Origin of the sequence: Xenorhabdus griffiniae (genome assembly GCF_015163655.1) — a bacterium.
GTDB lineage: Bacteria > Pseudomonadota > Gammaproteobacteria > Enterobacterales > Enterobacteriaceae > Xenorhabdus > Xenorhabdus griffiniae.
This window is the reverse complement of record NZ_JADEUF010000005.1, coordinates 24,890-51,105: the sequence shown is the minus strand read 5'-3', so window position 1 is coordinate 51,105 and position 26,216 is coordinate 24,890. Positions and strand designations below refer to the sequence as shown.

General features: G+C 44.0%; 18 protein-coding genes. 11 read left to right on the top strand and 7 right to left on the bottom strand.

Annotated elements, in window-relative coordinates; translation table 11 throughout:
* Positions 1–18: 18 nt before the first annotated feature.
* On the top strand, positions 19–849 hold the full coding sequence (locus IQ211_RS02070) for an SDR family oxidoreductase (RefSeq protein WP_193836315.1): 831 nt from the start codon (positions 19–21) through the stop codon (positions 847–849).
* A gap of 100 nt (positions 850–949) precedes the next feature.
* Here the strand turns inward: IQ211_RS02070 and IQ211_RS02065 are convergent, their stop codons facing one another.
* Together IQ211_RS02065 and IQ211_RS02060 are read right to left on the bottom strand one after the other, a co-directional pair.
* A complete protein-coding gene (locus IQ211_RS02065; protein ID WP_189758606.1) occupies positions 950–2,623 on the bottom strand; it encodes a condensation domain-containing protein in 1,674 nt (557 codons plus the stop codon).
* Between the two features lie 607 nt (positions 2,624–3,230).
* Positions 3,231–4,055, bottom strand: coding sequence for a MurR/RpiR family transcriptional regulator (locus IQ211_RS02060; RefSeq protein ID WP_189758607.1), 825 nt, complete (start codon positions 4,053–4,055; stop codon positions 3,231–3,233).
* Between the two features lie 235 nt (positions 4,056–4,290).
* Here IQ211_RS02060 and IQ211_RS02055 point away from each other — a divergent pair, with 235 nt between their 5' ends.
* Together IQ211_RS02055 and iolD are read left to right on the top strand one after the other, a co-directional pair.
* The gene (locus IQ211_RS02055; protein WP_189758608.1) at positions 4,291–5,802 is read left to right on the top strand and encodes a CoA-acylating methylmalonate-semialdehyde dehydrogenase; all 1,512 of its coding nucleotides are present in this window, start codon (positions 4,291–4,293) and stop codon (positions 5,800–5,802) included.
* 22 nt (positions 5,803–5,824) lie between these two features.
* Positions 5,825–7,759 (top strand): 3D-(3,5/4)-trihydroxycyclohexane-1,2-dione acylhydrolase (decyclizing), encoded by a 1,935-nt coding sequence (iolD, locus tag IQ211_RS02050; protein WP_282885653.1) that lies wholly within the window; start codon positions 5,825–5,827, stop codon positions 7,757–7,759.
* A gap of 220 nt (positions 7,760–7,979) precedes the next feature.
* On the opposite strand, the gene IQ211_RS02045 is transcribed toward iolD, so the two are convergent.
* The gene (locus tag IQ211_RS02045) at positions 7,980–8,519 is read right to left on the bottom strand and encodes a peptidoglycan DD-metalloendopeptidase family protein (protein WP_189758610.1); all 540 of its coding nucleotides are present in this window, start codon (positions 8,517–8,519) and stop codon (positions 7,980–7,982) included.
* Between the two features lie 820 nt (positions 8,520–9,339).
* Here IQ211_RS02045 and iolG point away from each other — a divergent pair.
* From iolG to iolB, 5 genes are all read left to right on the top strand, one after another.
* On the top strand, positions 9,340–10,326 hold the full coding sequence (gene iolG / locus IQ211_RS02040; protein ID WP_189758611.1) for an inositol 2-dehydrogenase: 987 nt from the start codon (positions 9,340–9,342) through the stop codon (positions 10,324–10,326).
* Positions 10,327–10,511: 185 nt separating this feature from the next.
* Entirely contained in the window at positions 10,512–12,224 is a 1,713-nt protein-coding gene (locus IQ211_RS02035; protein ID WP_189758612.1) for a solute:sodium symporter family transporter, read from the top strand.
* A gap of 181 nt (positions 12,225–12,405) precedes the next feature.
* Positions 12,406–14,310, top strand: coding sequence for a bifunctional 5-dehydro-2-deoxygluconokinase/5-dehydro-2-deoxyphosphogluconate aldolase (locus tag IQ211_RS02030; RefSeq protein ID WP_189758613.1), 1,905 nt, complete (start codon positions 12,406–12,408; stop codon positions 14,308–14,310).
* A 54-nt stretch (positions 14,311–14,364) separates the two neighbouring features.
* Positions 14,365–15,255 carry a myo-inosose-2 dehydratase gene (gene iolE / locus IQ211_RS02025; protein WP_189758614.1) on the top strand — a complete coding sequence of 297 codons (891 nt, stop codon included), beginning with the start codon at positions 14,365–14,367 and terminating at the stop codon, positions 15,253–15,255.
* Between the two features lie 25 nt (positions 15,256–15,280).
* Complete coding sequence (gene iolB, locus IQ211_RS02020; protein ID WP_189758615.1) at positions 15,281–16,111, top strand: 5-deoxy-glucuronate isomerase; 831 nt, start codon at positions 15,281–15,283, stop codon at positions 16,109–16,111.
* A gap of 42 nt (positions 16,112–16,153) precedes the next feature.
* On the opposite strand, the gene IQ211_RS02015 is transcribed toward iolB, so the two are convergent.
* The 4 genes from IQ211_RS02015 to IQ211_RS02000 all read right to left on the bottom strand — a co-directional run bounded on the left by IQ211_RS02015 (position 16,154) and on the right by IQ211_RS02000 (position 20,017).
* Entirely contained in the window at positions 16,154–17,434 is a 1,281-nt protein-coding gene (locus IQ211_RS02015) for a cytosine permease (protein ID WP_189758616.1), read from the bottom strand.
* A 24-nt stretch (positions 17,435–17,458) separates the two neighbouring features.
* A complete protein-coding gene (locus IQ211_RS02010; protein ID WP_189758617.1) occupies positions 17,459–18,148 on the bottom strand; it encodes a helix-turn-helix transcriptional regulator in 690 nt (229 codons plus the stop codon).
* Positions 18,149–18,151: 3 nt separating this feature from the next.
* Positions 18,152–18,580, bottom strand: a complete 429-nt coding sequence (locus IQ211_RS02005) for a GNAT family N-acetyltransferase (protein WP_189758618.1) — start codon at positions 18,578–18,580, stop codon at positions 18,152–18,154.
* A gap of 570 nt (positions 18,581–19,150) precedes the next feature.
* Positions 19,151–20,017, bottom strand: a complete 867-nt coding sequence (locus IQ211_RS02000) for an AraC family transcriptional regulator (RefSeq protein ID WP_189758619.1) — start codon at positions 20,015–20,017, stop codon at positions 19,151–19,153.
* Between the two features lie 494 nt (positions 20,018–20,511).
* Here IQ211_RS02000 and IQ211_RS01995 point away from each other — a divergent pair, with 494 nt between their 5' ends.
* The 3 genes from IQ211_RS01995 to IQ211_RS01985 are packed head-to-tail and all read left to right on the top strand — an operon-like array spanning position 20,512 to position 26,191.
* A complete protein-coding gene (locus IQ211_RS01995) occupies positions 20,512–22,641 on the top strand; it encodes a type I secretion system permease/ATPase (RefSeq protein ID WP_223281595.1) in 2,130 nt (709 codons plus the stop codon).
* Complete coding sequence (locus IQ211_RS01990) at positions 22,641–24,026, top strand: HlyD family type I secretion periplasmic adaptor subunit (RefSeq protein ID WP_189758620.1); 1,386 nt, start codon at positions 22,641–22,643, stop codon at positions 24,024–24,026. Before IQ211_RS01995 ends, IQ211_RS01990 begins: the two co-directional genes overlap by 1 nt.
* The gene (locus IQ211_RS01985; protein WP_189758621.1) at positions 24,026–26,191 is read left to right on the top strand and encodes a type I secretion system permease/ATPase; all 2,166 of its coding nucleotides are present in this window, start codon (positions 24,026–24,028) and stop codon (positions 26,189–26,191) included. Before IQ211_RS01990 ends, IQ211_RS01985 begins: the two co-directional genes overlap by 1 nt.
* Positions 26,192–26,216 lie beyond the last annotated feature (25 nt).

The following is a 26,216-nucleotide window of genomic DNA, read 5'->3' as shown; positions in this document are numbered from 1 at the left end:
ATATTAAGGAAAGCTAACATGGAGTTTAATGAAGTTAATGAAGTTAATGAAGTTAATGAAGTTAATGAAGTTAATGAAGTTAATGAAGTTAATGAAGTTAATGAATCGAGTGCTTTGCAAGGTAAACGAGTAGTGGTAACAGGTGGAGGACGCGATTTTGGACAAGCGGTTTCTGTTTGGCTGGCACGAGAAGGTGCACATGTTGACCTCTGTACCCGCCAATTAACCCGTGCTGAAGCAACATGTGAGATTATTCGCCGTGAAGGTGGCATCGCCAGAGGTTATCAATGCGATATGAGTCATGCTCAATCCGTTAACGATTTTGCTACTCAGTTGCTGCAAGACAATCAACCCATCGATATTTTGATCTTAAGTGCGGCTCAATGGCTGGAAGGGTATTTGGGAGAAGGTGACAATGACACCGATATCGTCAATACGGTGAATTCAGGTATAACAGGTTCTATCCTGCTGACCAAAGCGCTATTGCCGAGCTTGCGCCAGTCACAAGGTGCCGATATTGTTGCTATGGTATCGGTTTGTGGTATTCCCCAATTTACCGAATCTGTCGCTCATCCGGCATTCTTCGCTGCCAAACATGCCATGAGTGGCTTTAGTCAGAACTTAGCTCATCATTTAAGCAAAGAAAATATTCGCGTAACTGGGCTTTATCCACCTGACTTTGAACTTAATGGCTTTGATGAAATTCTGGATAACCAGAAAAAAATGGGGGAGCAATTGCTGAATGGCCGTTCGGTATGGGAAACCATCCGGTTTGTTGTCACTCAACCCCGTAGTTGTCACATTAAAGCTGTTTATTTCCAAGGCCCGACTTTTAAGGATTTTGAATAAGTGGTAGTAAATAAACTGTGGTCATGTAGCGTTTGATGCAGTAATAATTCGGCGTGATTCATAGGATTGGTGAGCATAACGATCACGCCGTTGTTTTAACTTAACTCGCCTCTTTCAGAAAATCGTAGTCTTCTGTCCCCAGATATTCTAGCTCTCCATTTGGCAACCAGCGTACTTGTTCGCCTGTACGATAGAGCCACTTATCCTTGGTATATTGAACAAATGGATTGGCGATAAGTTGTTTTTCTGCCAATACTGAGTGATCCAAATATTTATTGCCCAATTCTGGCCCAGAGAGATAAAGTTCGCCCTTTAACCCCATTGGCACCATTTGCAATCGTTCATTCAACACATAAACTTGGATGCCTGATATTTCAGCAGATTGTGATTGCCCGATTGCCTGTTGATAATGTTTGCGGATCAAATCCATCACCAAAGGGGAGTGTCGTTCTGATTGGGTGTCGCTTAGTTGTTGTGGGTTACCGTATTCCAGTAATGTCTGTGTCTGCTCAGGTGTTAGCAAAGGAAATTGCGATATTGGCGTTTCGGGATAAGACAAGGCATTAACCAACAATTGCTGGAATTGTTCACCTAACGCTTTGATTTGTTTTGCATGGAAAAGGTTAGGATGATAGCGGATACGAAAAGCCCAATAGCCGTCTTCCAGATGATATTCCAATATCCACTCTGTAACGGCTAAATCGTTATTGAAACGACTACCGTAATGAACCTCACATCCGTCTAATTCCAGATTGAGATCCTTAAAACTGGCCTGATTGATACCGACATTGAGCTTATTGATAAGATCGGTGGGTACAGCCTGGAATATAGGCAAACTTGAAAAACGCAGATCAGGTTGAGCCTTCAATGATGCACTATAGTTTAACGTAGCCTGATAGAGAGAATTAAAGCTATCCGTCTCATTAAAATGCAAAGGGAAAACAACCGCATTGATTTGTGCACCAAGCGAAACCGATGCCCCGCCAGCGACTGCAACGGGATAGATAAGGTGAACACTATCAGTTGCAGTATATTGGGCTACGAGCGTTGCCCATAACGTTTTAAATACGAGGAACGGCTTGCAAGGGGATAAAGATGTTGAGAGGTTCTTCCAATCTTCCAATGGCAAGTTGAAACGAAATTCATTCGGTAATTCAGGCTCACCTATCGCGTGTTGAGGCAAATAAGGTAATGGATTACTGGTATTCATTCCTGACAAACATTTTTTCCAGTATTGTTCAGGGTTATATTTACCCAATAATTGTAGAAGTTGACGATCTTGTTCAAATTTCTCTGACGCTTGTTGCAGCGTCATGGGGGAATGGCGCAGAGGACGTTGGTTGTACAGATCAGCGATATTGTGAAAAAACTCTTCTATACCCTGTCCATCACCGATGATATGGTGCAGTACAATAAATAAGTGAAATTGCTGTTCTGTCTCTTTGATTAAACCAAAACGAACGACTGGTCCTTTTCGGAGGTCAAATGGCCGCAGAGCAAACTGATTCAATTGTTCTTCATTATTAGAAAGGTATGTAAACTCAATATTATCTGAGCCAAATATCCAATATAACTCATCATTTTCTTCTTCAATTCGATATTTAAATAAAGGATAAAGATTAATAAATTCTTGCAAAGCCCATTTTAATCTACTTTCATCTAAATTCCCCCTAATATTTTGTTCTATAACGATATTATATTTAGGTGAGTGCGGCTCGAGAACCCATGATTGCCAAAAGAAATGAATAAATGGAGAAGCCAGAATCTTATCCATATGAATACTCCGCTATGATTCTAAATTATATTCAAGGCAGCCTGAGATCAGCTTGTTAAGCATACTCGTGCTGTATTTTTGTTAGATAAAAAAACAGTGGGTTAAATCCATTCCAATAATGAAATTAATCACTATTGCAGGAAGTAACCTATTGATATGTAATGTCATTACTTTATGACATTATACATTCTATTAATTTAATTATTTTATCTGGCAAAGGAGGGGATTTTTTGTCAGTGTATTGATTTATAATAAACTTATTCATTGATGCGGTTGTGCCATTATTAGCTATTTGTTTGAAAAGGATACCTATAGATTGGAAGAGATTAAAGATTATTTTAAGTAAATCAATATCCATAAAATATTAAGAACTAAACTCTTATACCAATCTGACTTCAAGATGCGTGTGATTTCGCTCCGAGAAGCGGGGGAGAAATCAGGTTTCATAGAGTGTTGTAAATAGCGACTTGCAGTTTAATGCGTATTATTGGCTGTTATTTAATGGCTGTGTTGATCATGATAGGCGTGATCAATATGCTTTAATCTCATATGATCACGCTGACACTTAATTTCCGGTTTTATGAAAACGGTGTTATCTGACTCTTGATTATCCTTGCCGATACGCCAGTGCTACGGTTAAAGATTGTACCAAACACAAAGTAGCAGACTGGGAGCGGAACGCATCAACCTGGGCTTCCTTCACCACAAAGCAAATATCGCTAAAACTTGCAAGCGGGCTAATCTGGCTATCAGTAATGACAATTTGCTTTGCACCCGCCTGTACCGCTTTTTCACTGACCATCACCGTTTCTTCGGCATACGGCGTAAAGCTGATAGATACCACGACATCTTGAGGGCCAATCATACTCATCTGCTCGTGGAACATACCCCCTAAGCCATTAATAAGTAGCGGGCGGCATTCAAGATGGCTGAGGGCATAGGCAAAATATGAGGCAACACTGAAAGAGCGGCGCAGGCCGATAATGTGAATATTGTCGGCATTCGCCAGCAAACTCACTGCCTTATCCAAATCCTCTGCGGGAGTACGGGCTGCGAGTTGCTGCATGGCTTGAGCGTTGGAATGAGCAAACTCCTGCAAAATATGCTGAGGATCTTCTGGTATCTGATGATCGTTATCCAGCTCTTTAAACAGCCGTGCCCGATCGGTATAGCTGGCGGTCTCTTCCACCAAATTCAGGCGAAACAATTGTTTCATTTCATTGAATCCACTGAAATTAAAGGCATTGGCGAAGCGGATCAAAGTAGAAGGTGGAACATTGGCTTCTTTGGCAATAACGGCAACAGTATCAAATGCGACACTATTCGTATTATCCAGTACATATCTTGCAACTTGTTGTAACCGTTTACTCAACTCACCATAACGGGATCGAACTTGTTCTTGAAGTTCATTCAGATTAGACGCAGCAGACATCAGGCCCTCCATTTGCATAAAAATAGCGTGTTGATCACATTAATTAAAGCGCATTTCAAATTCAATTGAAAATGAAATATATATTTCATATATCTGTAGCATCGTGATGAAACGCTTATATACCAATCTAACTTCAAGATGTGTGTGATGTTGTAAATTGTCACTTGAAGTTTAATGCGTGTAGTTCAATAGCAACTTGCCAGTTCAATCTTAATTGAATTTAGAGAGGCTCAGAATGGAACAGATTAAAAACTTTATTGGCGGGCAACTCGTTGATAGCCAAAGCGATCGCATTTCACTCATTTTCAATCCAGCCACAGGACAGGAGATTCGAATGGTTGCCTTGAGTGCAACCCATGAGGCTGAACATGCCATTGAATCTGCTCATCTGGCCTTTAAGGAATGGTCAAAAACCTCGCCATTGAAACGTGCACGGATTTTGTTCAAATTCAAATCATTGCTTGAAGAAAACCAGGACAGACTGGCAAGGTTGATTTCTGAAGAGCATGGAAAAATTTATTCTGATGCGGTGGGGGAGTTAACTCGTGGCCTTGAAGTGGTCGAATTTGCTTGTGGTATCCCGCATCTGCAAAAAGGGGAACACTCTGCCAATGTAGGAGCGGGAGTTGACAGTCACTCCCTGATGCAACCCTTGGGTGTTTGTGCCGGTATCACGCCATTTAACTTTCCTGCCATGGTGCCAATGTGGATGTTTCCTATCGCACTAGCGACGGGAAATACCTTTGTCCTGAAACCTTCTGAAAAAGATCCCTCACTTTCGATTGAACTGGCGAAATTATTGCAGCAAGCCGGTTTGCCGGATGGTGTGTTTAATGTTGTGCAAGGGGATAAAGAAGCGGTTGATGTGCTACTGACCGATCCGCGCATTCAGGCAGTGAGTTTTGTCGGCTCAACCCCGATAGCAGAGTATGTTTATGCCACTGCTTCAGCGCACGGCAAACGCTGTCAGGCATTAGGTGGTGCAAAGAACCACAGTGTCTTGATGCCAGATGCGGATATAGACATGGCTGCAAATGCCATTATGGGTGCGGCATTCGGTGCGGCAGGGGAACGCTGTATGGCATTGTCGGTTGTCGTCGCGGTTGGGGATGAAGTTGCAGATAGATTGGTAGAAAAACTCCGGCAACAAATAGCTCAAATGTCGGTTGGCCCTGGTATTTCCAATGGAAAAGAAAACGACATGGGGCCAGTGATTTCTCAGCAGCACAGGGCAAAAATCTGTGACTACATTTGCAGTGGAATAGAGCAGGGAGCAAAATTATTGGTTGATGGGCGAGGATATCCGGTGGCAGGCCATGAAAATGGCTATTTCGTGGGGCCAACGCTGTTTGATTATGTCACGCCGGATATGAAAATCTATAAGGAAGAGATTTTCGGCCCTGTGCTTACCCTTGTCCGCGTACCGGATTATGACACAGCATTGAACTTGATTAACCAGCATGAATATGGCAACGGAGCGGCAATTTTTACTTGTGATGGTGAAACGGCACGCCAGTTCAGTGAAGACGTTCAAGCGGGTATGGTTGGTGTGAATATTCCGATCCCAGTACCGATGGCATTTCATAGTTTTGGTGGCTGGAAGCGTTCCATTTTTGGGCCACTGAATGTACATGGTAATGACGGGGTGCGCTTCTATACCCGAATGAAAACTGTCACCAGCCGTTGGCCCGCCAGTGTGCGTTTAGAACATCACGATAGCCATTTTGTGATGCCAACGATGGAGTAGCTATGTCATGAAAAACAGAGCAATAAAGACCAAGAAAATGACGATGGCTCAAGCCTTGGTCAAATTTCTTAACCAGCAATATATCAATATTGATGGGGAAGAATATCCTTTTCTTCGAGGTGTGTTCACCATATTTGGTCACGGTAATGTGGTGGGATTAGGGCAGGCATTGGAGCAGGAGCCTGGGCATCTTCGCGTTTATCAAGGCTGTAATGAACAGGGGATGGCACATATTGCGACGGGGTTTGCCAAACAGAAAAAACGTCGGCAGATTTTTGCCGTTACCTCCTCTGTTGGACCTGGCGCGGCCAATATGGTGACGGCCGCCGCAACAGCAACAGCGAATCGTATCCCATTACTATTATTGCCGGGAGATACTTTTGCTTGTCGTCAGCCTGACCCTGTTTTACAGCAGATTGAACAATATGGCGATGGCACCATCAGTACCAATGATTGCTTCCGGCCAGTATCCCGTTATTGGGATCGCATTTCGCGACCGGAGCAATTGATGACAGCCATGCTCCACGCCATGCGGGTATTGACTGATCCGGCAGATACGGGGGCGGTCACGATCTGTCTTCCGCAAGATGTTCAGGGAGAAGTGTGGGATTATCCAGATGACTTCTTCCAGAAACGGGTTCACTTGATTGAACGTCGACCTGCTTCTCAGGTGCGAATTCAAGAGGCAGTTGCACTGATTCAGCGCAAGAGAAAGCCGCTGTTGATTTGTGGTGGTGGCGTACGTTACTCCGAAGCTCATGACGCTTTCCGCCATTTTTCTGAAACCTTCCATATCCCATTTGCTGAAACTCAGGCGGGAAAAAGTGCGATTGTGGCTGCCCATCCCCTAAATTGTGGCGGCATTGGCACGACAGGTTGTTTGGCGGCGAATCAGCTGGCTAAAGAAGCCGATTTGATTATTGGCGTTGGCACCCGTTTTACCGATTTTACGACGGCCTCAAAGTCACTGTTCCAACACCCAGAAGTGGAATTTCTTACCATCAATGTTGCAGAATTTGACGCCTGTAAACTGGATGCTGTAGGCGTTCTGGCGGATGCCAGAGAAGGACTCAATGCCATTGCACAGGCTTTGTCAAAAACAGCATGGCGTTCGGCGTGGCAACAAGAAATTTTTCAGGCGAAGGCAGCCTGGCAGCAGGAATTGGAAAGATTGTTTTCCATTCAATATCAGGCCGGAATCAAGCCAGAGATTGCCGGGCATTTGGATGAAAAATTGGAAGAGTACAGTGAAACGTTGCAGACCAATCTGACCCAAACCCGTGTACTTGGTTTGATGGATCAGTATCTGGAAACCAATGCCATCATTGTGGGGGCTGCGGGTTCTCTGCCGGGCGATTTACAGCGCGTTTGGCAACCGAAAGTGCCTGATACTTATCATCTTGAATATGGCTATTCCTGTATGGGATATGAAATTGCTGCATCATTGGGGGCAAAACTCGCGTGTCCTGAACAGCCGGTTTATGCAATGGTTGGTGATGGTTCATATTTGATGTTGCACAGTGAATTACAAACGGCTATTCAGGAAAACATTAAGATCACTGTGCTGCTGTTTGATAACGCGGGATTTGGTTGCATCAATAACTTACAGATGAGCCAAGGTATGGGAAGTTTTGCCACGGAGAATCGTTATCGCAATCAGCAAAACGGCAGATTGGATGGCGCTTTAATACCGGTGGATTTTGCCGGGAATGCGGAAAGCTACGGTTGTAAAAGTTATCGGGTGCATGATGAACAACAATTAATTGCCGCTTTGCAGGATGCGCAGAAGCAGCCATGTGCAACGTTAATCGACATTAAAGTTTTACCAAAAACCATGACGCATGATTATGAATCATGGTGGAGAATAGGAACTGCGCAGGTTGCTGATAATCCAGACATTGCTGCATCAGCGGAAAAAATCAGGGAATATGTGGAGAAAAAAGTGCGTCAGTATTAATTATCAACCGATATTGGATAGCATTGATCAAGACTGAGCGCAAAATCCATGTGTTATATATACCCAATGAATTTCAAGTTGCGGCTTGCAACTCAATGTGATTGTTTATACCTCCCCGCGTAGCGGGGAGGTATAAGACGCATCTTGAAAGACGATTGGTATATACGTTGCGGTTTCTGTACTCAGCCCGTGTTTAAAGTATTTGCCGATAAACGGCACGCTATTCTTTATTTGTACTAGGAGATTTTGTATCAGGTTGGTTATTCATCGAATTTAACGGTAAAAATTTTCGCGGATCGACAGAATTTCCATTTTTTCTTATCTCAAAATGTAAGTATGCCGAAGAAGCATTTTCTCCCATAGTGGCTATTTTATTTCCACGTAAAACGATGTCCCCTTCTTTGACCAAGATAGTATTATTGTTCGCATAGGCGCTTAAGAAAATATCACTGTGTCTAATCACAATCAGATTTTTGTAGCCTTTGAGAGCGTCTCCTGCATAGACCACCCGACCATTTTCGGCAGCCAAAATAGCTTGACCATATCCGCCGAATATATCGATTCCCGGTTCTTTTTCATTAAGCTCAATTTTTATTCCTGATGTCGGCCATATCCATTGATTCACTTCATGAGCCTGATCATATATATCGGATTTTTTCTCTTCTACCCTATTTTGAGTACATGCACTGATGAGCACAGAAATAAAAATCAGGAAAACTGTTTTTTTACAACCAATTAATAAATTAAAAATATTTCTCATTCTAATATCCTTTTTATAAATTTATAAAACAACACCATTCAACCTTGTTTATACTAATCTAGCTTCAAGATGCGTGTGATTTCTTCCCGCGAAGCGGGGATAAATCAGGTTTCATAGAGAGTTGTAAATGACAACTTGAAGTTTAATGCGTATATATTAGTTGTAATCAACTACATCAGATGATTTTTAATATTCCCTGGGTATTAATTAAGTTTATATACCAATCTAACTTCAAGATGCATGTGACTTCTCCCCGCGAAGCGGGGAGAAGTCAGGTTTCATATCGTGTTGTAAATTGCAGCTTGAAGTTTAATGCGTATAGCCCTTACATAATGTGTATGTTTTGCATAAAAACACATCAAATATAACGCTTGGTTGTCATATCGGGCAGAATAAATTCAAGAAAATATGATGTCAATTCAAAAACGAACTGATTTTTTTATGAAATATTTTGCATTAATGGGATCAAAAATATTTTTATGGTAAATGACAATCTGGCCTTTTTAATTTATTAAAAAATTGAGGCTAGTTCTTACCGAAATCCCTACTATAGATGTGGTTACAATTCTGTGTTTATGTTACTACATGCTTGCTGGTGATATCACACTTGATAACAGGCAGATTATCCCTCGATTTTGCTCATAAGATATGGAAACGATCAGGCAGCGTAGACATTGCCGGCAAGATACACGCCAGATGAAAGTTATGAGCTAGCTCTAAAAAATAAAATTTTCAAATAAAGAAAAATTGAAATAAATATTTTATTTGGTATGTTTTCATCCACACCAAAAAGCAGATACCAAGGTATCAAGGAGCATTTATGTTCAATATTGCATTATTTGGCGCTGGGCGAATTGGGCAGGTTCATGCTGTCAACATTGCCAACCATAAAGAAACTTGTCTCTATTCTGTGATAGATCCACATCTGACAAGTGCTAAGACATTGGCACACCAATATCAGGCTAAAATACAGACCACTGAAGAAGCGATGTCAGATCCTGATGTTCATGGTGTCCTGATTGCATCAGCAACGGATACCCATGCCGATCTGATAGAACTGGCCGCCCGACACAATAAAATGATTTTCTGCGAGAAACCGGTTCACCTTGATCTTGAACGGGTTCGCCAGTGCCTTGCTACGGTAAAAACGTGTCAGGTTTCTCTGTTTGTCGGATTTAATCGTCGCTACGATCCGCAGTTTCGTCGGCTGAAAGACCTGTTTGATGCCGGAACCATTGGCAAGGCAGAATCTCTGCTTATTATCTCCCGTGATCCGTCTCCCCCACCTTCTGAATATGTGCGTGTATCTGGTGGTATGTTCAGGGACATGACCATTCATGACTTAGATATGGCTCGTTTTATCATTGGTGAAGAGCCATGTGCTATTTATGCCCAGGGCAGCAATCTGGTTGACCCAGCTATCGGTACGGCGGGTGATATCGATACTGCGTTTATTGTCATGAAATTTCCATCGGGGGTAATGGCAACCATCACCAATAGCCGTCGTTCCGGTTATGGTTATGACCAACGGTTGGAACTGCATGGCGAAAAAGGGCTTCTGACTGCCGGAAATATAAAGGAAAACAGTGTGGAATTCTGGGGAGAAAACGGTTGTACTGCCGCGAAACCAGAACATTTCTTTTTGCAACGTTACCGTGACGCATACATCGCGGAATGGAGCCATTTTGTTGATGTCATGGCAGGCAGGGTAATGCCTGAGACAAGTGGTAGTGATGGAGAACGGGCTTTATACCTCGCAGACAAGGCGCTCGAATCTTTGCACTCCGGTAAAGAAATCAAACTATAACGATAATATTCAATAACAAACATTACTGGAACATTTATTTCATAAAAATCACATATCTGTTCCGGCAGCCATAACTTCGGCAGGCCGTTTTGTACCCGATAGATTTCTGAGGGCGGTGGCAAAGGAAATAATCCTCAGCGGAGGTAACTATATAGCTCTAAACGGTTAATCAGGGGGGAGGGTATATGTTAGCTTTTCTTTCTTTTATTGGTTTTACCTTATTGGTAGCCGGGTTTGCTTATTATAAAACGCACAACAAACACTTAAGTGATTCGACTGAAGGCTATTTTCTTGGCGGGCGTTCCTTGACAGGAATATATATCGGCAGCTCCATGTTGTTAATGAATCTGTCTACAGAACATTTGGTCGGTTTGAATGGACTGGCGTTCAGAACTGGGTTTATTGTTATGGCCTGGGAAGTGATTGCAGCTTTAACTATTGTCCTATTTGCTATTTATTTCTTGCCGAAATATCTGAAATTAGGCATTTCAACCATCCCAGAATATCTTGAACGCCGGTTTGATAAAAACACGTTGTTAATTACATCAATCCTATTTTTGGCGATGTATGTGATCTCATTATTACCTATCGTTCTGTATACAGGAGCGATTGCCTTGGAAAGTCTGTTTCAGGTTTCCCAGGTTTTTCAAGTCGATAAAACCACAGCACTCTGGATCATGGTTTGGGGAGTGGGGGGATTGGGGGCAATTTACGCAATCTTTGGTGGGATCAAAGCGATTGCCGTTGCCGATACCATTAATGGCGTAGGCTTAATTGTAGGCGGCTTGATGGTAACGGTGTTTGCCCTGTTGTATGTGGGAGATGGCAGTATATGGAAAGGGTTAACTGATGTCTATCAGACCCATCCAGAGAAGTTTAATTCCATCGGCAGTGAAGATTCACTTGTTCCATTCTCGACCCTGTTCACAGGACTACTTATCTCCAACATGTTCTTTTGGTGTACTAACCAATCCATTGTGCAGAAATCATTGGGCGCTAAGAATCTGGCGGAAGGGCAAAAAGGCGTAATGTTATGTGCTTTATTTAAGCTCATTATTCCTACCATTATTATTTTACCAGGGATAATTGCATTCCATATTTTTAATGGCCAAATAGATAACCCAGATAATGCCTATCCTGCATTAGTGCAACTGGTATTGCCCAAAGTGTTGGTTGGTTTCTTTGCCGCGGTAGTTGTGGGAGCTGTATTTTCGACATTCAGCGGTGGTCTCAACTCTTCCGTGACATTATTTACCGTCAATATTTACAAGCCACGAATTAACCCGAATGCCACTGAAGCACAGGCTGTGACAGTCGGTAAATATTTAGGCATTGGTCTTGCGCTGGCAACGATGCTCATTGCCCCATTTGTCGCTAACGCACCTGATGGCTTGTTCTACCTGATTCAACAGCTACAAGGGATCTTCAATGCTCCGATCCTCAGTGTCGTTCTGGTTGGACTGATGACAAAACGGGTTCCCCCGATTGCAGCAAAGTTGGGGTTGTTGTTTGGTATGTCGGCTTACATCATTTGTCACTTTATCCTGAACTTCAATATTCATTTCTTCCATCTAGTTGGCATCCTGTTTGTCCTGAATATCATTTTCATGTTGACGATTGGGTATTTTTTCCCAGCTGAATCTTATCAGGAAGTGTATACAGAACAGGTGGATATTACCCCTTGGTCGATGGTTAAACCGGCAGGATGCTTAATTACACTGGCTGTTGTCTCCATGTATGTTTTCCTTGCTGAGAACGTGCCGGCTTATGTGATGGCGCTCTACTATCTCTTTGTCGCTAGTATATTGGGCTACGTTTTCTACCAGATAGGTAGAGTGCTATTTAAACGTCCGGTGGTGGTGAGTACATCAGAAAAAACAGGTATATCAGAAAAATAAGAGCGCAATTAGCAGAAAGTCCTTACTGGATCACAGTATGAATCATGTTCCCATTCTTATTAAAAATGAAATAAATGTTTTCTTATAAGGATCGTCTGGTTTCCGGCAGGGCCAAAGGGGTAACGAAAGCGAACAATATAAGGCGTTTAGCAAAGTAGCGTATCCGGTAAGAGGTGAATCAATGGAACAGCATAGAAAGTTGGATGTGATCTGCATGGGACGTATTGCGGTTGATCTGTACGGTCAACAAATTGGTTCCCGTCTGGAAGACATGACAAGCTTTGCAAAATACTTAGGTGGCTCTTCAGGTAATGTCGCCTATGGAACAGCACGTCAGGGATTAAAATCCTCAATGCTGGCAAGGGTTGGTGATGAACACATGGGCCGCTTTTTGCGTGAAGAATTGGAGCGGGTGGGTTGTGATACCAGCCATTTGATCACCGACAAAGAGCGGTTAACGGCTTTGGTTTTACTCGGCATTAAAGATAACGAAACTTTTCCGCTGATCTTTTACCGTGATAATTGTGCTGATATGGCGATCTCCCGAGATGATTTCAGTGAAGATTATATTGCATCTGCCCGTTGTCTGGCGATCACCGGAACTCATCTTTCCCATCCACAAACTCGTGATGCTGTTTTGACAGCTCTGACTTACGCCCGCCGCAATGGTGTCAAGACTGTTATTGATATCGATTATCGTCCGGTATTGTGGGGATTAGCATCATTAGGTGACGGTGAAACTCGTTATATCGCTTCTGAATCAGTGACAGCACAATTGCAAGAAGTGCTTTCCCTGTTTGACTTGATTGTGGGAACCGAAGAGGAATTTCATATTGCGGGTGGCACTACGGATACTGTTGAAGCTTTGCGTCGAATACGGACACTAACGGCGGCAACATTGGTTTGTAAGCGTGGTGCATTAGGGTGTTCGGTATTTGCTGCCAATATTCCCGATACCTTAGACGAGGGGATCACTGTACGGAGCGTCAAGGTAGAAGTCTTGAACGTTTTGGGGGCTGGAGATGCCTTTATGTCTGGTTTATTGCGTGGCTACCTTAATAACGAAAGTTGGGAACAGGCTTGCACTTATGCCAATGCTTGTGGAGCGTTGGTTGTTTCCCGTCATGGGTGTGCGCCTGCTATGCCAGATAAAACAGAATTGGATAACTATTTAAGGCGAGCAACAGAAGTACGATCCCCAGATTTAGATCCACATCTCAATCACCTGCATCGGATTAGCAATCGACATAAACAATGGGATGAATTATGTGTCATGGCATTTGATCATCGCATCCAGTTTGTCGAAATGGCGCGTGAGGTGAATGCTGGTCTTGAGCGAATTCCACAGTTGAAAAAACTCCTGTTCCGTGCCAGCCAGGAAGTCAGCACAGAAGCTTATTTGGCAGGAAGAGCGGGGATATTATGTGACAGCAGTTTTGGTCAAGATGTACTGAATGCTGCAACAGGGAAAGGATTATGGATTGGCCGTCCGATTGAATTGCCTGGCTCCCGACCACTTTGCCTCGAACATGGTGATATTGGTTCCCAGCTAGTTAGTTGGCCGCGGGAACATATTGTTAAATGTTTAGTGTTCTTTCATCCAGAAGATCGCCACCCACTGCGTCTGGAACAGGAAAAAACCGTACAAGAAGTTTATGCAGCCTGCTGTCAGTCTGGTCATGAATTGTTGCTGGAAGTGATTTTGCCAGTCGATATGCCCCATTCTGATGAGCTTTATCTACGGGCGCTCCAGCGTTTTTACAATCTTGGTATTAAACCGGACTGGTGGAAATTGCCACCGATGCAATCTGCAACCTGGGACCAAATCGCTGCATTAATTGAACAGCGTGATCCTTATTGTCATGGGGTTGTGATCCTTGGCCTTGATGCACCGGAAACGATCTTAAAAGCCAGTTTCAATGCAGCAGCGGGTAAATCTATCGTCAAAGGTTTTGCTGTTGGCAGAACACTATTTGGTCAGCCGTCACTGCAATGGCTGGCGGAAGAAATAGATGATGAAACACTTATCCAGAAAATAAAAACTAATTATCACAACCTGATTGACTACTGGAATCAGCGTAGGTAACTGAATCACAAAGCAAATAGAACATCATTTTTTTCACCTTACAGGAGGAACTTCATGGCTGTTCAACTTGGCATCAACCCCCTGACCTGGACCAATGATGATTTGCCGTCCTTGGGGGCAGAAACACCGTTAGAAACTTGCCTGACAGAAGGGCGACAAGCAGGGTTTGCAGGTTTTGAGTTGGGTAATAAATTCCCTCGCCAGGCACAGATTTTAGGCCCCATTTTGGCCGCTCATGATTTAAAACTCGTATCTGGCTGGTATTCTGCTGAACTATTAACACGCAGTGTTAAAGAAGAAATAGCTGCTGTTCAACCGCATTTAACCCTGTTGCGGGAATTGGGGGCTACTGTGATGGTGTTTGCCGAAGTGACTCATTGCATTCATGGCAATCAGGATAAGCCAGTGTATCTTCGTCCACTGTTTCCGGCAGAGCGTTGGCAGGAATATGGTGAAAAATTGACAGAATTTGCCCGTTATACGCAGTCACAAGGCATACAGATTGCGTATCATCATCACATGGGAACGGTGATTGAAAGTGCAGAAGACATCGATAAACTGATGGAAAATACGGGTGAGGAAGTGGGATTGTTATTGGATACTGGACATCTCACTTTTGCGGGGGATGATCCGTTAACGGTGGCAAGACGTTGGTGCACACGTATTAATCATGTGCATTGCAAAGACATTCGTCCAGACGTGTTAAAAGATGTCAAAAATCGCAAAACCAGTTTCCTGGATGCGGTATTGAGCGGTGTTTTTACCGTACCAGGAGATGGTTGCGTCGATTATCGGGCTATTTTTGCGATCTTGAAAGCGAATAACTATCACGGTTGGTTGGTACTTGAAGCAGAGCAAGATCCTGCTGTTGCCCACCCACTGACTTATGCCACGCTGGGATATCGCAATTTGCATAAATTTGCCAAAGAAGCGGGATTGATTTAAACGCGGAGATTGAGGGGGAGGTTAAATGTCTAAACTACTGTCAAAATACCACGCACCAAATCAGGACAAACGAACGCAGCATATTACGCCGGAAACGGCAGACTGGGGATATGTTCATTTTGCGGTTTATGAACTGAATGTAGGGGAAACCATCACTTTACCCGCTTCAGAAAATGAGACGTGTTTGGTACTGGTGGCAGGAAAGGCCACGGTAGTGACACCTCAGCAACGGTTTGAAAAAATTGGGGAGCGTATGGCTCCATTTGAGCGCAAAAAGCCTTATGCCGTCTATGTGGCACCTAATGAAACGATGGAAATCGTTGCCGAGACTCAACTGGAACTGGCGGTATGTCAGGCGAAAGGAAAAGGCAGTTATCCCACCCGCTTAATCGCCCCACAAGATATTGGGGCTGAACAGCGCGGCAATGGTAATAATCGGCGCTATGTTCATAATATCCTGCCAGATGATCAACCGGCGGATAGTCTGCTGGTTGTTGAAGTCTATACCGATGAAGGATGTACCAGTTCTTATCCTAGCCACAAGCACGATACTGACAACGAGCCACAAGAAACTTACTTGGAAGAGACATACTACCATCGCCTTAATCCAACTCAGGGTTTCTGTGTCCAGCGAGTCTATACCGACGACCGCTCGTTGGATGAAACAATGGCGGTTTATAACAAAGATGTGGTGATGGTGCCAAAAGGGTATCATCCTGTGGCTACCATCGCGGGTTATGACAGTTACTACCTCAATGTTATGGCTGGCCCGACACGCAATTGGTTATTTACCTGGGAAAAAGATCATCAATGGGTTAATGGCAAAGAATATGCGGAGAAACATGCCAGCCGTTAGGTATTGCTCCCATTTAGGGGAGCAATATCATAGAGGCATTTGCTAAACGCGTTTACAAACTGACTTAAATAGCCCATAGGTTAAGCTCGCTAGCAATAATGAATTAATTGCTGGAACACCCCATTCTGCCACCAGGCCAATTACGCTGCCGATAACACTGGCAATAATGGCAGCCCAGCCGATAGTTGGTGTTTCATGCGGAAGTGTGCCTTGCTCTCGGCTCTCATCTAATATCTTGCGATGGGAACGCAGAATATAGTAATCAACCAACATAATCCCAATAATGGGTGGAAAAACAACACCCAACACAGTCAGGAAATCCACAAACCGTTCTAGGATACCCAGAATAGAAAGTAGCGTTCCAAGTATTCCAATAATTACGGTCGTTGGGGGATAACGGAGTTTTTTGCCAGTAATACCCTCTACGGCGTTGATAATACCTAATGATGAAGAATACAGATTTAAATCGTTGACCCTCAATGTGGAGAAAACGACAACCAAAAGACCTGCTCCTCCTGCCACTTGTGACATAATAGTGACCACATCTGACGTATTCAGGGCCTTTGCGATAAGGATCGCCAGGCCATTAATCACAAATTCTCCTGCAATAATGGTCAGCAAGGTGATCCCAAAAACATGCTTGCCTGATTTGGTGTAGCGAGTCAAATCAGGTGTCATTAAACTTGCAACAATTGCGCCACCCACGACGATCGTAATACCTGCACTAATGGTTAAGGTATCACCAGAATGAGGTAAGTTAATAATTTCATGTAGCTGCTGAGTGGTGTTGCCGGACAGTACTATAGTGGAGATATAAGCAACCAACAAAATGAACAGAGGAACAGCGATTCTGGCGGTAAAACGCAATGCCTTAAAGCCAAAAGCGACCAGTGTTGTCAATAAAGTGCCGGAGAAAGCTGCTGACCAGCCAAACCCAAGTTTATCGCCGGAGGCAAAATTAAGGGAGTGGGCGAAAATTGCGTTTTGGATACCAAACCAACCTAATAAGCTGATTGCAATCACGAGGCCTATTAATACAGACCCTATGCGACCAAAACCACACCACCGAGCCAATAGGCTGCCGGATAAGCCTTCACGCATTCCCGCGAAACCGAGCCCAAATGTGACAATGCCAAAGATCAAGCTACCGACGAAAATAGCAATAAAAGCATCGATTAAAGCCATAGAGTTGCCCAACACAGCTCCAAGCATAAATTGGTCCAATGCCGTCAACATGCCCATATGCACAATAGCCACGCTTAACAATGACACACGTTGTGTTTGTGGTACTCGGCTCAATGGATAATTTTCAATTTTGACCATGATATTTCGTGATTCCTTTGGAGTTTAGATAAAGAGAATACCTTTCTCAATTAGGCGTTCAGGAATGTAGTTATCAAGATGTAAATGCCTACAAAATTCCTCAAATTGTTGGAGAGAATGGACATTGGCTTTTTGGTAAATGTTATATATCCTGTTTTCTATGGTTTTGTTACTCACATTGTATATTTTGGCCATTTCCTTATTTGAAAACCGGTGAAGCATAAAAAAAATGATATCCATCTCGGCTCTGGTAAACAGTTTGGTATCAATTTCTGTAGTCAAAACGCTGGGTTTATGTTGATTGATATATTGTAAAGGGGACAATGTATTTAGAGGCTTAGCATTCCATACGATCCAAATACATTTTTTGTCGCTGTTGTATACTGGATACTTTTCACTAATGTATGGTGTTAAACTGTCCCGACCATACCAATAATGTGTTTCTATAACAGAAACTTTATCTTGGGATTCTTCGGTCATTTTATCATGATTTGTTAGATCTTCGGCCAATTCAGCCCAGTCAGCCGGAAACTCATTATCAAACTTTCCCTCTATATCAAAATTTATGGGGGTATTAGTGTAGAAATATGCAGCTTTGTTCATGTAGATATGGCGAGAGTTCAAATCTTTAATTCCCCAAGGTTCGCTCAGATGTTCCATCATGGCGATTAATCCCTTTAGATAGGAGTTGTTATTGTTGTAGGGCAACTTCATTTTTTATCTCATATGGTTGGACACACTGAATTTTTTCGCGAGATAAAAACGAGTGTACTTGTGGGCGTATTCTCCAAGTTCTCCATAGACTTTGTATCCTAACTTTTCATAAAAACCTCTGGCTTGAAAGCTAAAAGTATCAACATAAGCCATATGGCAGTGTCTTTTTAATGCTTCTTCCTCAGCTTGTAACATGAGTTGTCTTCCAAAGCCTTTTTTACGGTATTTCTCATCCACCCAGAGATATTGAATTTCAAGGCCTCCCCACCAAGTTTTAGCAACGAGGCCAGCAATAATTTTATTATTATCAGTGATAGTGAGAAATAGAGGTCGGATATCAACATCACTATATTGTTGATTATGTGCCCAGAGATTTTGAATGACATATGTTTCATCTGAGGAATTTGGAGCGTCAGTAATATGTATTTTCATTTTGAAAGATACCTTTCCATTGTAATAATTTTGGATGTAATTGTTTGTAAATGAAACTAAAACTCTCTAGAAGCAATCATTATCATCTTTTAAATTTAATTTCAAGGGTGTTTTCCACCCATTTAATTTACGATAAAAATGATTATCTTTAATTAGGGTGATGGAGACAGCAAAATGCGAAATTCACCGTTCCGTAGTAACTGTCTGCCACCCTTATTTATTACAAAAATGTAGCGTCCGATTAGGGCATCATCAGGGAAATTCACTTATATTTTCAAATTTGTTGTTATTTAACAGAAAAAAATTAATCTGTCATCCAATAGTATTTATCTTAATACCATATTAAATGTGGTCGGAATATCTATTCTAAATAGGTTTTCATAATACTAAGAGTATCAGATGTTGGAGTTCCTTACCCCGCGCGAGGTAAGGAATACTCCTATCATTTTGATACGCCATTAGATAGGTTGTTTTTTGAACTATAGTGGACAGTCTCTTAATCGAAGAGATCTGATTAAGAGACTGGAACTATCATCAAACTAATATGCTACAAGCTAACGTAGCAAAACTTTATGCCAGAGGCAGGTAAATATCAGTGACAGCTTCGGCTTCAGTCACCGTTGGGAACAACTTTACTCGTTCAAAAAATAGCGGGAAATTCCGAACTTCCTGACTATGCTCTGATAACCAATTTGTATATAAGTAATTGACTATGGGAGCTATTCCCTCATCTGAACCCGTGTATCTAACATAAGCACATTTTCCTGATGGAATTGTTTTTAATACAATTTTTTTGTTCTTAACCTCAAACTTTGGCGAGATCTCTACACACAAATCAAACTGATACTCTTGTGGTTCAACGTTTGCAGGATCTGCATAAACAAAATTAAAAGTTCGGTGACGCTCTGGGGATAATTTATTGCTTATTCTCCACGCTTTGAACTCTCTAATTGTATTGCCAATATTTGAGGGCGGGCCTTTGTGTTCCATTACTGCCACGGTGGTTTCTGGAAAATTGACGATTTTTACTTCAACAGGAGATAATTTCTCACTCATCATTTTAGTCCTAATATTATTTATGATTTGGTAGTGGCTGTGCCAGACAGACCAATCAGGTTTTTTTCTGAATTCAATAGGACTTTGACCAACCGAATTTTTGAACGCCCTGGAGAATGCTTCAGGACTTTCATATCCACATGCAAGAGCAATATCTATGACTGAATTATCGTTATACGCCAGTTCATAAATAGCTCTTTTCAATCGAATTTGCCTGATATATGCAGCAACACCAATACCATAAGTTGCGGAAAACAATCTGTGAAAGTGATATTTAGAACAAGCTGCAATGTTACTCAAACTTTCTCCATCCATATGTGTATCGATATGTTCATCAATGTAATGAAGAAGGGCATCCAATCGTTGTTTAATCATCGTCATATATCCAACCTATCTGGTACAAGGCGATGTTATCTAGTCTCCTATAGCAGAACATGATGATTATTGCTGACTTATATTTTTCATGGATATTCCTGCCAATAAATAGCCTCTTTTTGAGATTTATTGAACCCTATTTATACCAATCTAACTTCAAGATGCTTGTGATTTCTCCCCGCGAAGCGGGGGGAGAAATCAGGTTTCATATCGTGTTGTAAATTGCAACTTATATAGATACAAAACAGGCGGAAATAAAAAACAATCCAATAACAAATATTGCTATTTTAAATTAATTCATTGATTTTTAAGGTAATTATTTTTCTGGATTGATATTGGTAATAATTATAGTATTGATAATTATCATCAATGGTGATCATACCTTTTAGTTATCTTGACTATGAAAAAAATTTTTTCCACAGCTATATAGATATTGTTAGTTAATGTGGATTAACCATCTTACTAATATGTTTTTTCCAATAACATGAGAATGGAATCACATGATGGGTGCTACGATTGATAAGGACAATATATCTGCCGATACGTTGTCTTCTGCCCTTAACTGTTGTCGATTATTGTTGCAGTTGATTAAAGGCGAAGCTCAAGAAACGCCTTCTTTGTCCTCTGATAGCAAGCTGAAATTTGCAGTAAAAGAATACGGTAAAGTACATAATGTTGATATGGCATTATGCCGTTTAAAATTCCATAAGCTAACACCAAAACAGCTACCTTTGGCTTTTCGGGACAAACAGGGAGGGTTTGTTGTATTAGTACGCCTCTCTCCTAATCAGGCGCTGATACAGTCTCCTTATTCTGCTTCACCTGAAGTGCTTCCTATTGATGAACTTGAAGCCAGATGGAGTTGTGAAGTGATCCAGCTGCGGGAGGGTTGCCGCAGGTTCGATGTTTCCTGGTTTATTCCTGCCTTTATTCATCACCGTCACCTCCTTGGTGAGGTGCTGATTTTCTCCCTGATGCTGCAACTACTCGCTCTTGTGGCTCCTTTGCTTTTCCAGGTAGTGATGGATAAGGTGTTGGTACACAGGGCATTGTCCACCCTGGATGTGCTGGTGATAGTGCTAATAGTGGTAGGGGTATTCGAAGTGATACTTCGAGGGTTACGTGAATACCTATTCGCGCATACCGCTAACCGTATCGATATTACCTTGGGCGTTAAACTCTTCCGGCATTTGCTGGGTTTGCCTCTGCTCTACTTCAAACACCGTCAGGTAGGCTCTATTATCACTCGGGTGCAAGAGCTTGATAGTATTCGTGACTTTTTGACTGGCTCTATGCTGACCTTATGCGTAGATGTTGCCTTCACTTTCGTCTTCTTCGGAGTCATGGCCTGGCTGTCATGGCCTCTGACTTGCGTGGTACTGGCATTATTGCCTCTCTATTTCTTGCTGGCTTGGCTGAGTTCAAAACCGCTGCAACAACGGATTGAACAGCAGTTCCAGACTGCGGCCTGCAATACTTCTTTTTTGAACGAATCCGTTAGCGGTGTCGAAACCATCAAGAGCCTGGCGGTGGAACCTAATATGCAGCGGCGTTGGGAGTCTCAGACCGCAAATATGGTTGAAGCCAGTTTCCGTACTCAGGTTCTTAATAGCTTCGTCAGCCACGGGGTGATGTTGCTACAGAAGGTAACGAGTGTCGGGATTATCTGGTTAGGAGCGAACAAGGTTATTGCTCTGGAGCTTACCATTGGTCAGTTAATCGCGTTCAATATGATGGTGTCACACATCAGCCAGCCTATCGCTAAGATGATCGACCTATGGCAGCAATTTGTCCTGACCAGAGTCGCTGTTGACAAACTTGGCGATATGCTCAATCTGCCTGTTGAGCAGGCGCAAGGGGATATTTATCCCCAGACGCCGCTTAACGGTGATTTACAGCTGCGTAATTTGGTGTTCCGTTATCAACCCGATCAAGAGCCTGTACTGAAAGGGGTCACACTGCATATCAAGGCCGGCGAGTCTTTGGGAATAGTCGGTCCTTCCGGCTCAGGGAAAAGCACTCTGGCCCGTCTGCTACAAAGGCTTTATGCTCCAGATGAAGGAGAGATCTTGATCGATGGCATTCCTCTGCATCAACTCAATCCTACCTGCCTGCGCAGCCAGATAGGTGTCGTATTGCAGGAGAATTACCTGTTCAACCGCAGTGTGCGCCATAACATTGCACTCAAGGAGCCCACTGCTTCGTTGGAGGACGTGATAGCTGCTGCCAAATTAGCAGGTGCTCATGATTTTGTCCTCCAGTTGCCTTTGGGTTATGACACTGTGCTGGCTGAAGCAGGTAGTTCTCTGTCTGGAGGGCAGCGCCAACGCATTGCTATCGCTCGAGCACTGATGGCTAATCCCAAGATTTTGATTTTTGACGAGGCGACAAGCGCCCTCGATGATGAGTCTCAAGCCTTAATCCAGGCCAACATGGCTGAGATTTCCCAGGGACGCACCGTTATCACCATTGCTCACCGCCTGTCGACCGTGCGTGACTGTGATCGCATCATCACGGTAGAACAGGGCCAGATCACTGAATCGGGCAGCCATCACCAGTTGCTGGCTAAGGGCGGTTGTTACGCCAGACTGTGGCAGTTGCAACAGGAACTGCGGCAGGAGGTGGTGTGATGTCGTTCAAGCATCTGAAAACCGCACTTTTGGCCTGGCGTCAGGAACGTTATGCACCCAAGGCACTAAAGCGTACCCGTGACGAATACGAGTTTCAGCCAGGCTATCTGGAGATCGTTGAACGTCCTCCAGCACCTTGGGCAAGGCTCACTGCGGGGGCACTGACTCTGTTATTGCTAATCGCTTTGATCTGGTCAATTGTTGGCCGACTGGATATCCATGCCAATGCTATGGGGAAATTACTTGTATCCAGTAATTCGAAGATAATTCAGCCCCTTGAGACTGGTGAAATTGCAGAGATATTAGTTCGCGATGGCCAGAGAGTAAAAGCGGGAGATGTACTTATCAAACTCAACACTTTAGGCGTTGAAGCTGAATTGAAGGAGTTGCAGGAGCAGCTTAACTTCAAACAGTTGGAACAGGCGAGATTGCAAGCACTGTTGACCGATGCTCCTATCGAAAATTTCGTGGTTCCGCAAAGTACGCCACCAGCACAGGCTATGCAAGCGAGAGAGCATTTGGCGAGTATCTGGAAAGAAGTGGTTGCCAATCTAAACAGTCTGGATGGCGAAATGAAGGTTAACCAGGCGAACCAGTACGCTCGTCGTGCCGATATCTCCGCATTGGCGGATCTTGCAGCCAATATCAAGGTACGTCTTGAAGCGCACCGGATCCTGGCTGCCAAAAATCTGCTATCAAAAGTTGAGCTACTGGGGCAAGAGAAAGAAAGGCTGGAGGTAGAACGTTCTCTTTCTCAACAACATGCCGAATTGACTGTCCTTGAAGAGCAATATCAAGGATTGCAGGAAAGCCGAGAGCGCTATCTGGCGAAGATCAACCGCGAATATTATGACCAGTTGAACGAAGCACAGACCGCAATCGCTGTCATGGCGCAGCAGTTAATTAAAACTCGCGAAAAGTTGCGGTCGTATACCCTGCGGGCATCCGTTGATGGGGTGGTGCAGCAATTGGCGATCCACACGTTGGGGGGCGTCGTGCAATCGGCTCAACAACTGATGGTGATCGTACCTGATGATACTCTGTTTGAAGCCGAAGTGATGGTCTTAAACAAGGATGTGGGATTTGTGCACGCAGGTCAGTCGGTAGAAATTAAGGTCGATGCTTTCCCTTATACCCGTTATGGCACCGTACGGGGCAAGGTGGCCCATATCTCTAAGGATGCAGTTAAGGATGAGCAACTGGGGCTGGTATTCCCTGCACGGGTTCGAATGGAGCGAACTTCTATTGCAGTGGATGAGAGTGAAGTCCCATTACAAGCAGGTATGAGTGTTACCGCCGAAATCCGTACCGGGGATAGACGGGTAATCGACTACCTGATCAGTCCGTTGCAACAGTACCAGTCCGAAGCATTGAAGGAACGCTAATGCCAGCTATCGAATCTACCCTATTAGAGCCATCTGGCGGAGACGAGTCCACTGTTGTAGATAGTGGTCTTTTGGCTCTGGCCTATGCCGCCCGCCATTTCAATGTGGCGGTGGAGCCGAAGTTATTGCGTCACCGTCTCGGACATACCCAAGGGCGCACGGACTACCAAGATCTTTGCCGTTGTGCCCAGTGGATCGGTTTAAGGGCTCGCTATATCACCACAGAGATGAGCCGTCTCGAACACCTTCCCCTGCCTGTCTTATTGGATACAGAACAGGGATGGTTAGTATTGGAAAGGGTTGAAGGCGAGTTTGTTGTCTTGTATCAGCCAAACTTGGGTAAAGAGAAGCATTATCCCCGGACTCTTCTCGCCGACCATTGGCAAGGCAGGATTGTGTTACTGGCGGAGGCGGCCGAGCAACCGAAACGACAGAAATTCGGTTTTGGCTGGTTTATGCCTTCCATTCGTAAACATGCTGCCCAGTTCAGAAACGTGCTCCTCGTGTCTTTGATGCTACAGTTGATTGCCTTAGTCACCCCTATGTTGTTCGAGAATGTGATCGATAGGGTTCTGGTCAGCCGCAGTCTGTCAAGTTTACAGGTGCTCGGATTTGCCATGCTTATTCTGGCCGTGTGCGAGCCTGTTTATAGTTTTCTCCGCTCCTGGCTGTTCGCTAACCTTGCCAGTAAAGTCAACGCTGAGCTTTCCAGTCGTCTCTATCAGCACTTAATCGCTCTGCCAATGGACTATTTCCGGCAGCGTCAGACGGGAGAAATCATCGCCAGAGTGCGTGAAATGAGCCAGATACAACAGTTTCTTACCGGTTCGGCCCTGACGATGGTACTGGATTTGGCCTTTGTCGGCTTGTTTGTGGCGGTGATGTTCTTCTATGCCCCTGAGCTAACATGGCTGGTACTCGGCTCTCTGGTGCTCTATTTCCTGTTCTGGATGATCGTTGGACCGGTGCTGCGTGCCAGGGTGTTGCGGGAATATGAGTTAAGGGCTGACAACACTGCTTTCCTGATCGAATCAGTGACCGGCATTGAAACGATTAAGACCAGTGCTACTGAGGCGGGTTTCGCGCGTCGTTGGGAGCAGCAGCTATCTGCGTTTGTTCGTTCCTCGTTTCGCGCCAAAGTGGTAGGACTCCTCGCCGGACAGGGAATAGGGCTGATCCAGAAACTGACCTCCGCCCTGCTACTGTGGTGGGGAGCTATTATGGTGATGGAGGGAAAACTCAGTCTGGGGGAGCTGGTGGCCTTTAATATGCTATCGGAGCACGTTACCCAACCCATTCTGCGTTTAGCTCAAGTCTGGCAGGACTTTCAACACACGTTAATCTCATTGAACCGGCTCGGTGACATCCTCGATGAAGAGGGAGAAAACGGTAGCGGAGGTCTGGCTTCAATCCCCAAATTACAAGGTGGGGTGAGCTTCAAAGGTGTGCGTTTTCGCTATAGCGAGGAAGGTCAGGAAGTATTACGTAACCTCAATATCGAAATTAGACCTGGTGAATTTGTGGGTATTACAGGGCCATCAGGTTCGGGCAAATCCACCCTGACGCGGTTGTTACAGCGCCTTTATATCCCCCAACACGGGCAAGTATTAGTGGATGGGATCGACCTGGCGATTGCAGATCCGGTGGAGCTGCGTCGCAACATGAGTGTCGTACCACAAGAGAGTTTACTGTTTTCAGGCTCGGTGGCAGAAAACATCCGCCAATGTCGGCCGCAAGCCAGTGATGCTGAAGTGATTCAGGTAGCGACTTTGGCTGGGGCAGACGAATTTATTCGCCACCTGCAACAGGGATACAACACTCAGGTGGGTGAGAAGGGCGTGCTCCTGTCTGGTGGACAGCGTCAGCGTATTGCTCTGGCCAGAGCCTTGCTGACTAATCCAGGTATTCTGCTACTGGATGAGGCCACGAGTGCCTTGGATTATGAATCGGAAGCGGCGGTGATAGCCAACTTGCAGCACATTGCTCAAGGTCGCACTGTGATCAGTGTTGCTCATCGCCTCAATACCTTGCGCCATGCTGATCGAATTTTGGTACTCGATCAGGGGCAAGTCGTTGAGCAGGGCAGCCACGAGCAATTGCTTGCCTTGGGCGGACTCTATGCCCGGCTGTGGGCCTTGCAGATGAAAGAAAAAGTAACCCCGTAAAGAGCATCAGTAGGATTTTTTTTAT

Excerpts from the sequence above, each read along its gene's own strand:
- IQ211_RS02070 (WP_193836315.1), top strand. The coding sequence starts at position 19 with ATGGAGTTTAATGAAGTTAATGAAGTTAATGAAGTTAATGAAGTTAAT.
- IQ211_RS02065 (WP_189758606.1), bottom strand. The coding sequence starts at position 2,623 with ATGGATAAGATTCTGGCTTCTCCATTTATTCATTTCTTTTGGCAATCA.
- IQ211_RS02060 (WP_189758607.1), bottom strand. The coding sequence starts at position 4,055 with ATGTCTGCTGCGTCTAATCTGAATGAACTTCAAGAACAAGTTCGATCC.
- IQ211_RS02055 (WP_189758608.1), top strand. The coding sequence starts at position 4,291 with ATGGAACAGATTAAAAACTTTATTGGCGGGCAACTCGTTGATAGCCAA.
- IQ211_RS02045 (WP_189758610.1), bottom strand. The coding sequence starts at position 8,519 with ATGAGAAATATTTTTAATTTATTAATTGGTTGTAAAAAAACAGTTTTC.
- iolG (WP_189758611.1), top strand. The coding sequence starts at position 9,340 with ATGTTCAATATTGCATTATTTGGCGCTGGGCGAATTGGGCAGGTTCAT.
- IQ211_RS02035 (WP_189758612.1), top strand. The coding sequence starts at position 10,512 with ATGTTAGCTTTTCTTTCTTTTATTGGTTTTACCTTATTGGTAGCCGGG.
- IQ211_RS02030 (WP_189758613.1), top strand. The coding sequence starts at position 12,406 with ATGGAACAGCATAGAAAGTTGGATGTGATCTGCATGGGACGTATTGCG.
- iolE (WP_189758614.1), top strand. The coding sequence starts at position 14,365 with ATGGCTGTTCAACTTGGCATCAACCCCCTGACCTGGACCAATGATGAT.
- iolB (WP_189758615.1), top strand. The coding sequence starts at position 15,281 with ATGTCTAAACTACTGTCAAAATACCACGCACCAAATCAGGACAAACGA.
- IQ211_RS02015 (WP_189758616.1), bottom strand. The coding sequence starts at position 17,434 with ATGGTCAAAATTGAAAATTATCCATTGAGCCGAGTACCACAAACACAA.
- IQ211_RS02010 (WP_189758617.1), bottom strand. The coding sequence starts at position 18,148 with ATGAAGTTGCCCTACAACAATAACAACTCCTATCTAAAGGGATTAATC.
- IQ211_RS02005 (WP_189758618.1), bottom strand. The coding sequence starts at position 18,580 with ATGAAAATACATATTACTGACGCTCCAAATTCCTCAGATGAAACATAT.
- IQ211_RS02000 (WP_189758619.1), bottom strand. The coding sequence starts at position 20,017 with ATGACGATGATTAAACAACGATTGGATGCCCTTCTTCATTACATTGAT.
- IQ211_RS01995 (WP_223281595.1), top strand. The coding sequence starts at position 20,512 with ATGATGGGTGCTACGATTGATAAGGACAATATATCTGCCGATACGTTG.
- IQ211_RS01990 (WP_189758620.1), top strand. The coding sequence starts at position 22,641 with ATGTCGTTCAAGCATCTGAAAACCGCACTTTTGGCCTGGCGTCAGGAA.
- IQ211_RS01985 (WP_189758621.1), top strand. The coding sequence starts at position 24,026 with ATGCCAGCTATCGAATCTACCCTATTAGAGCCATCTGGCGGAGACGAG.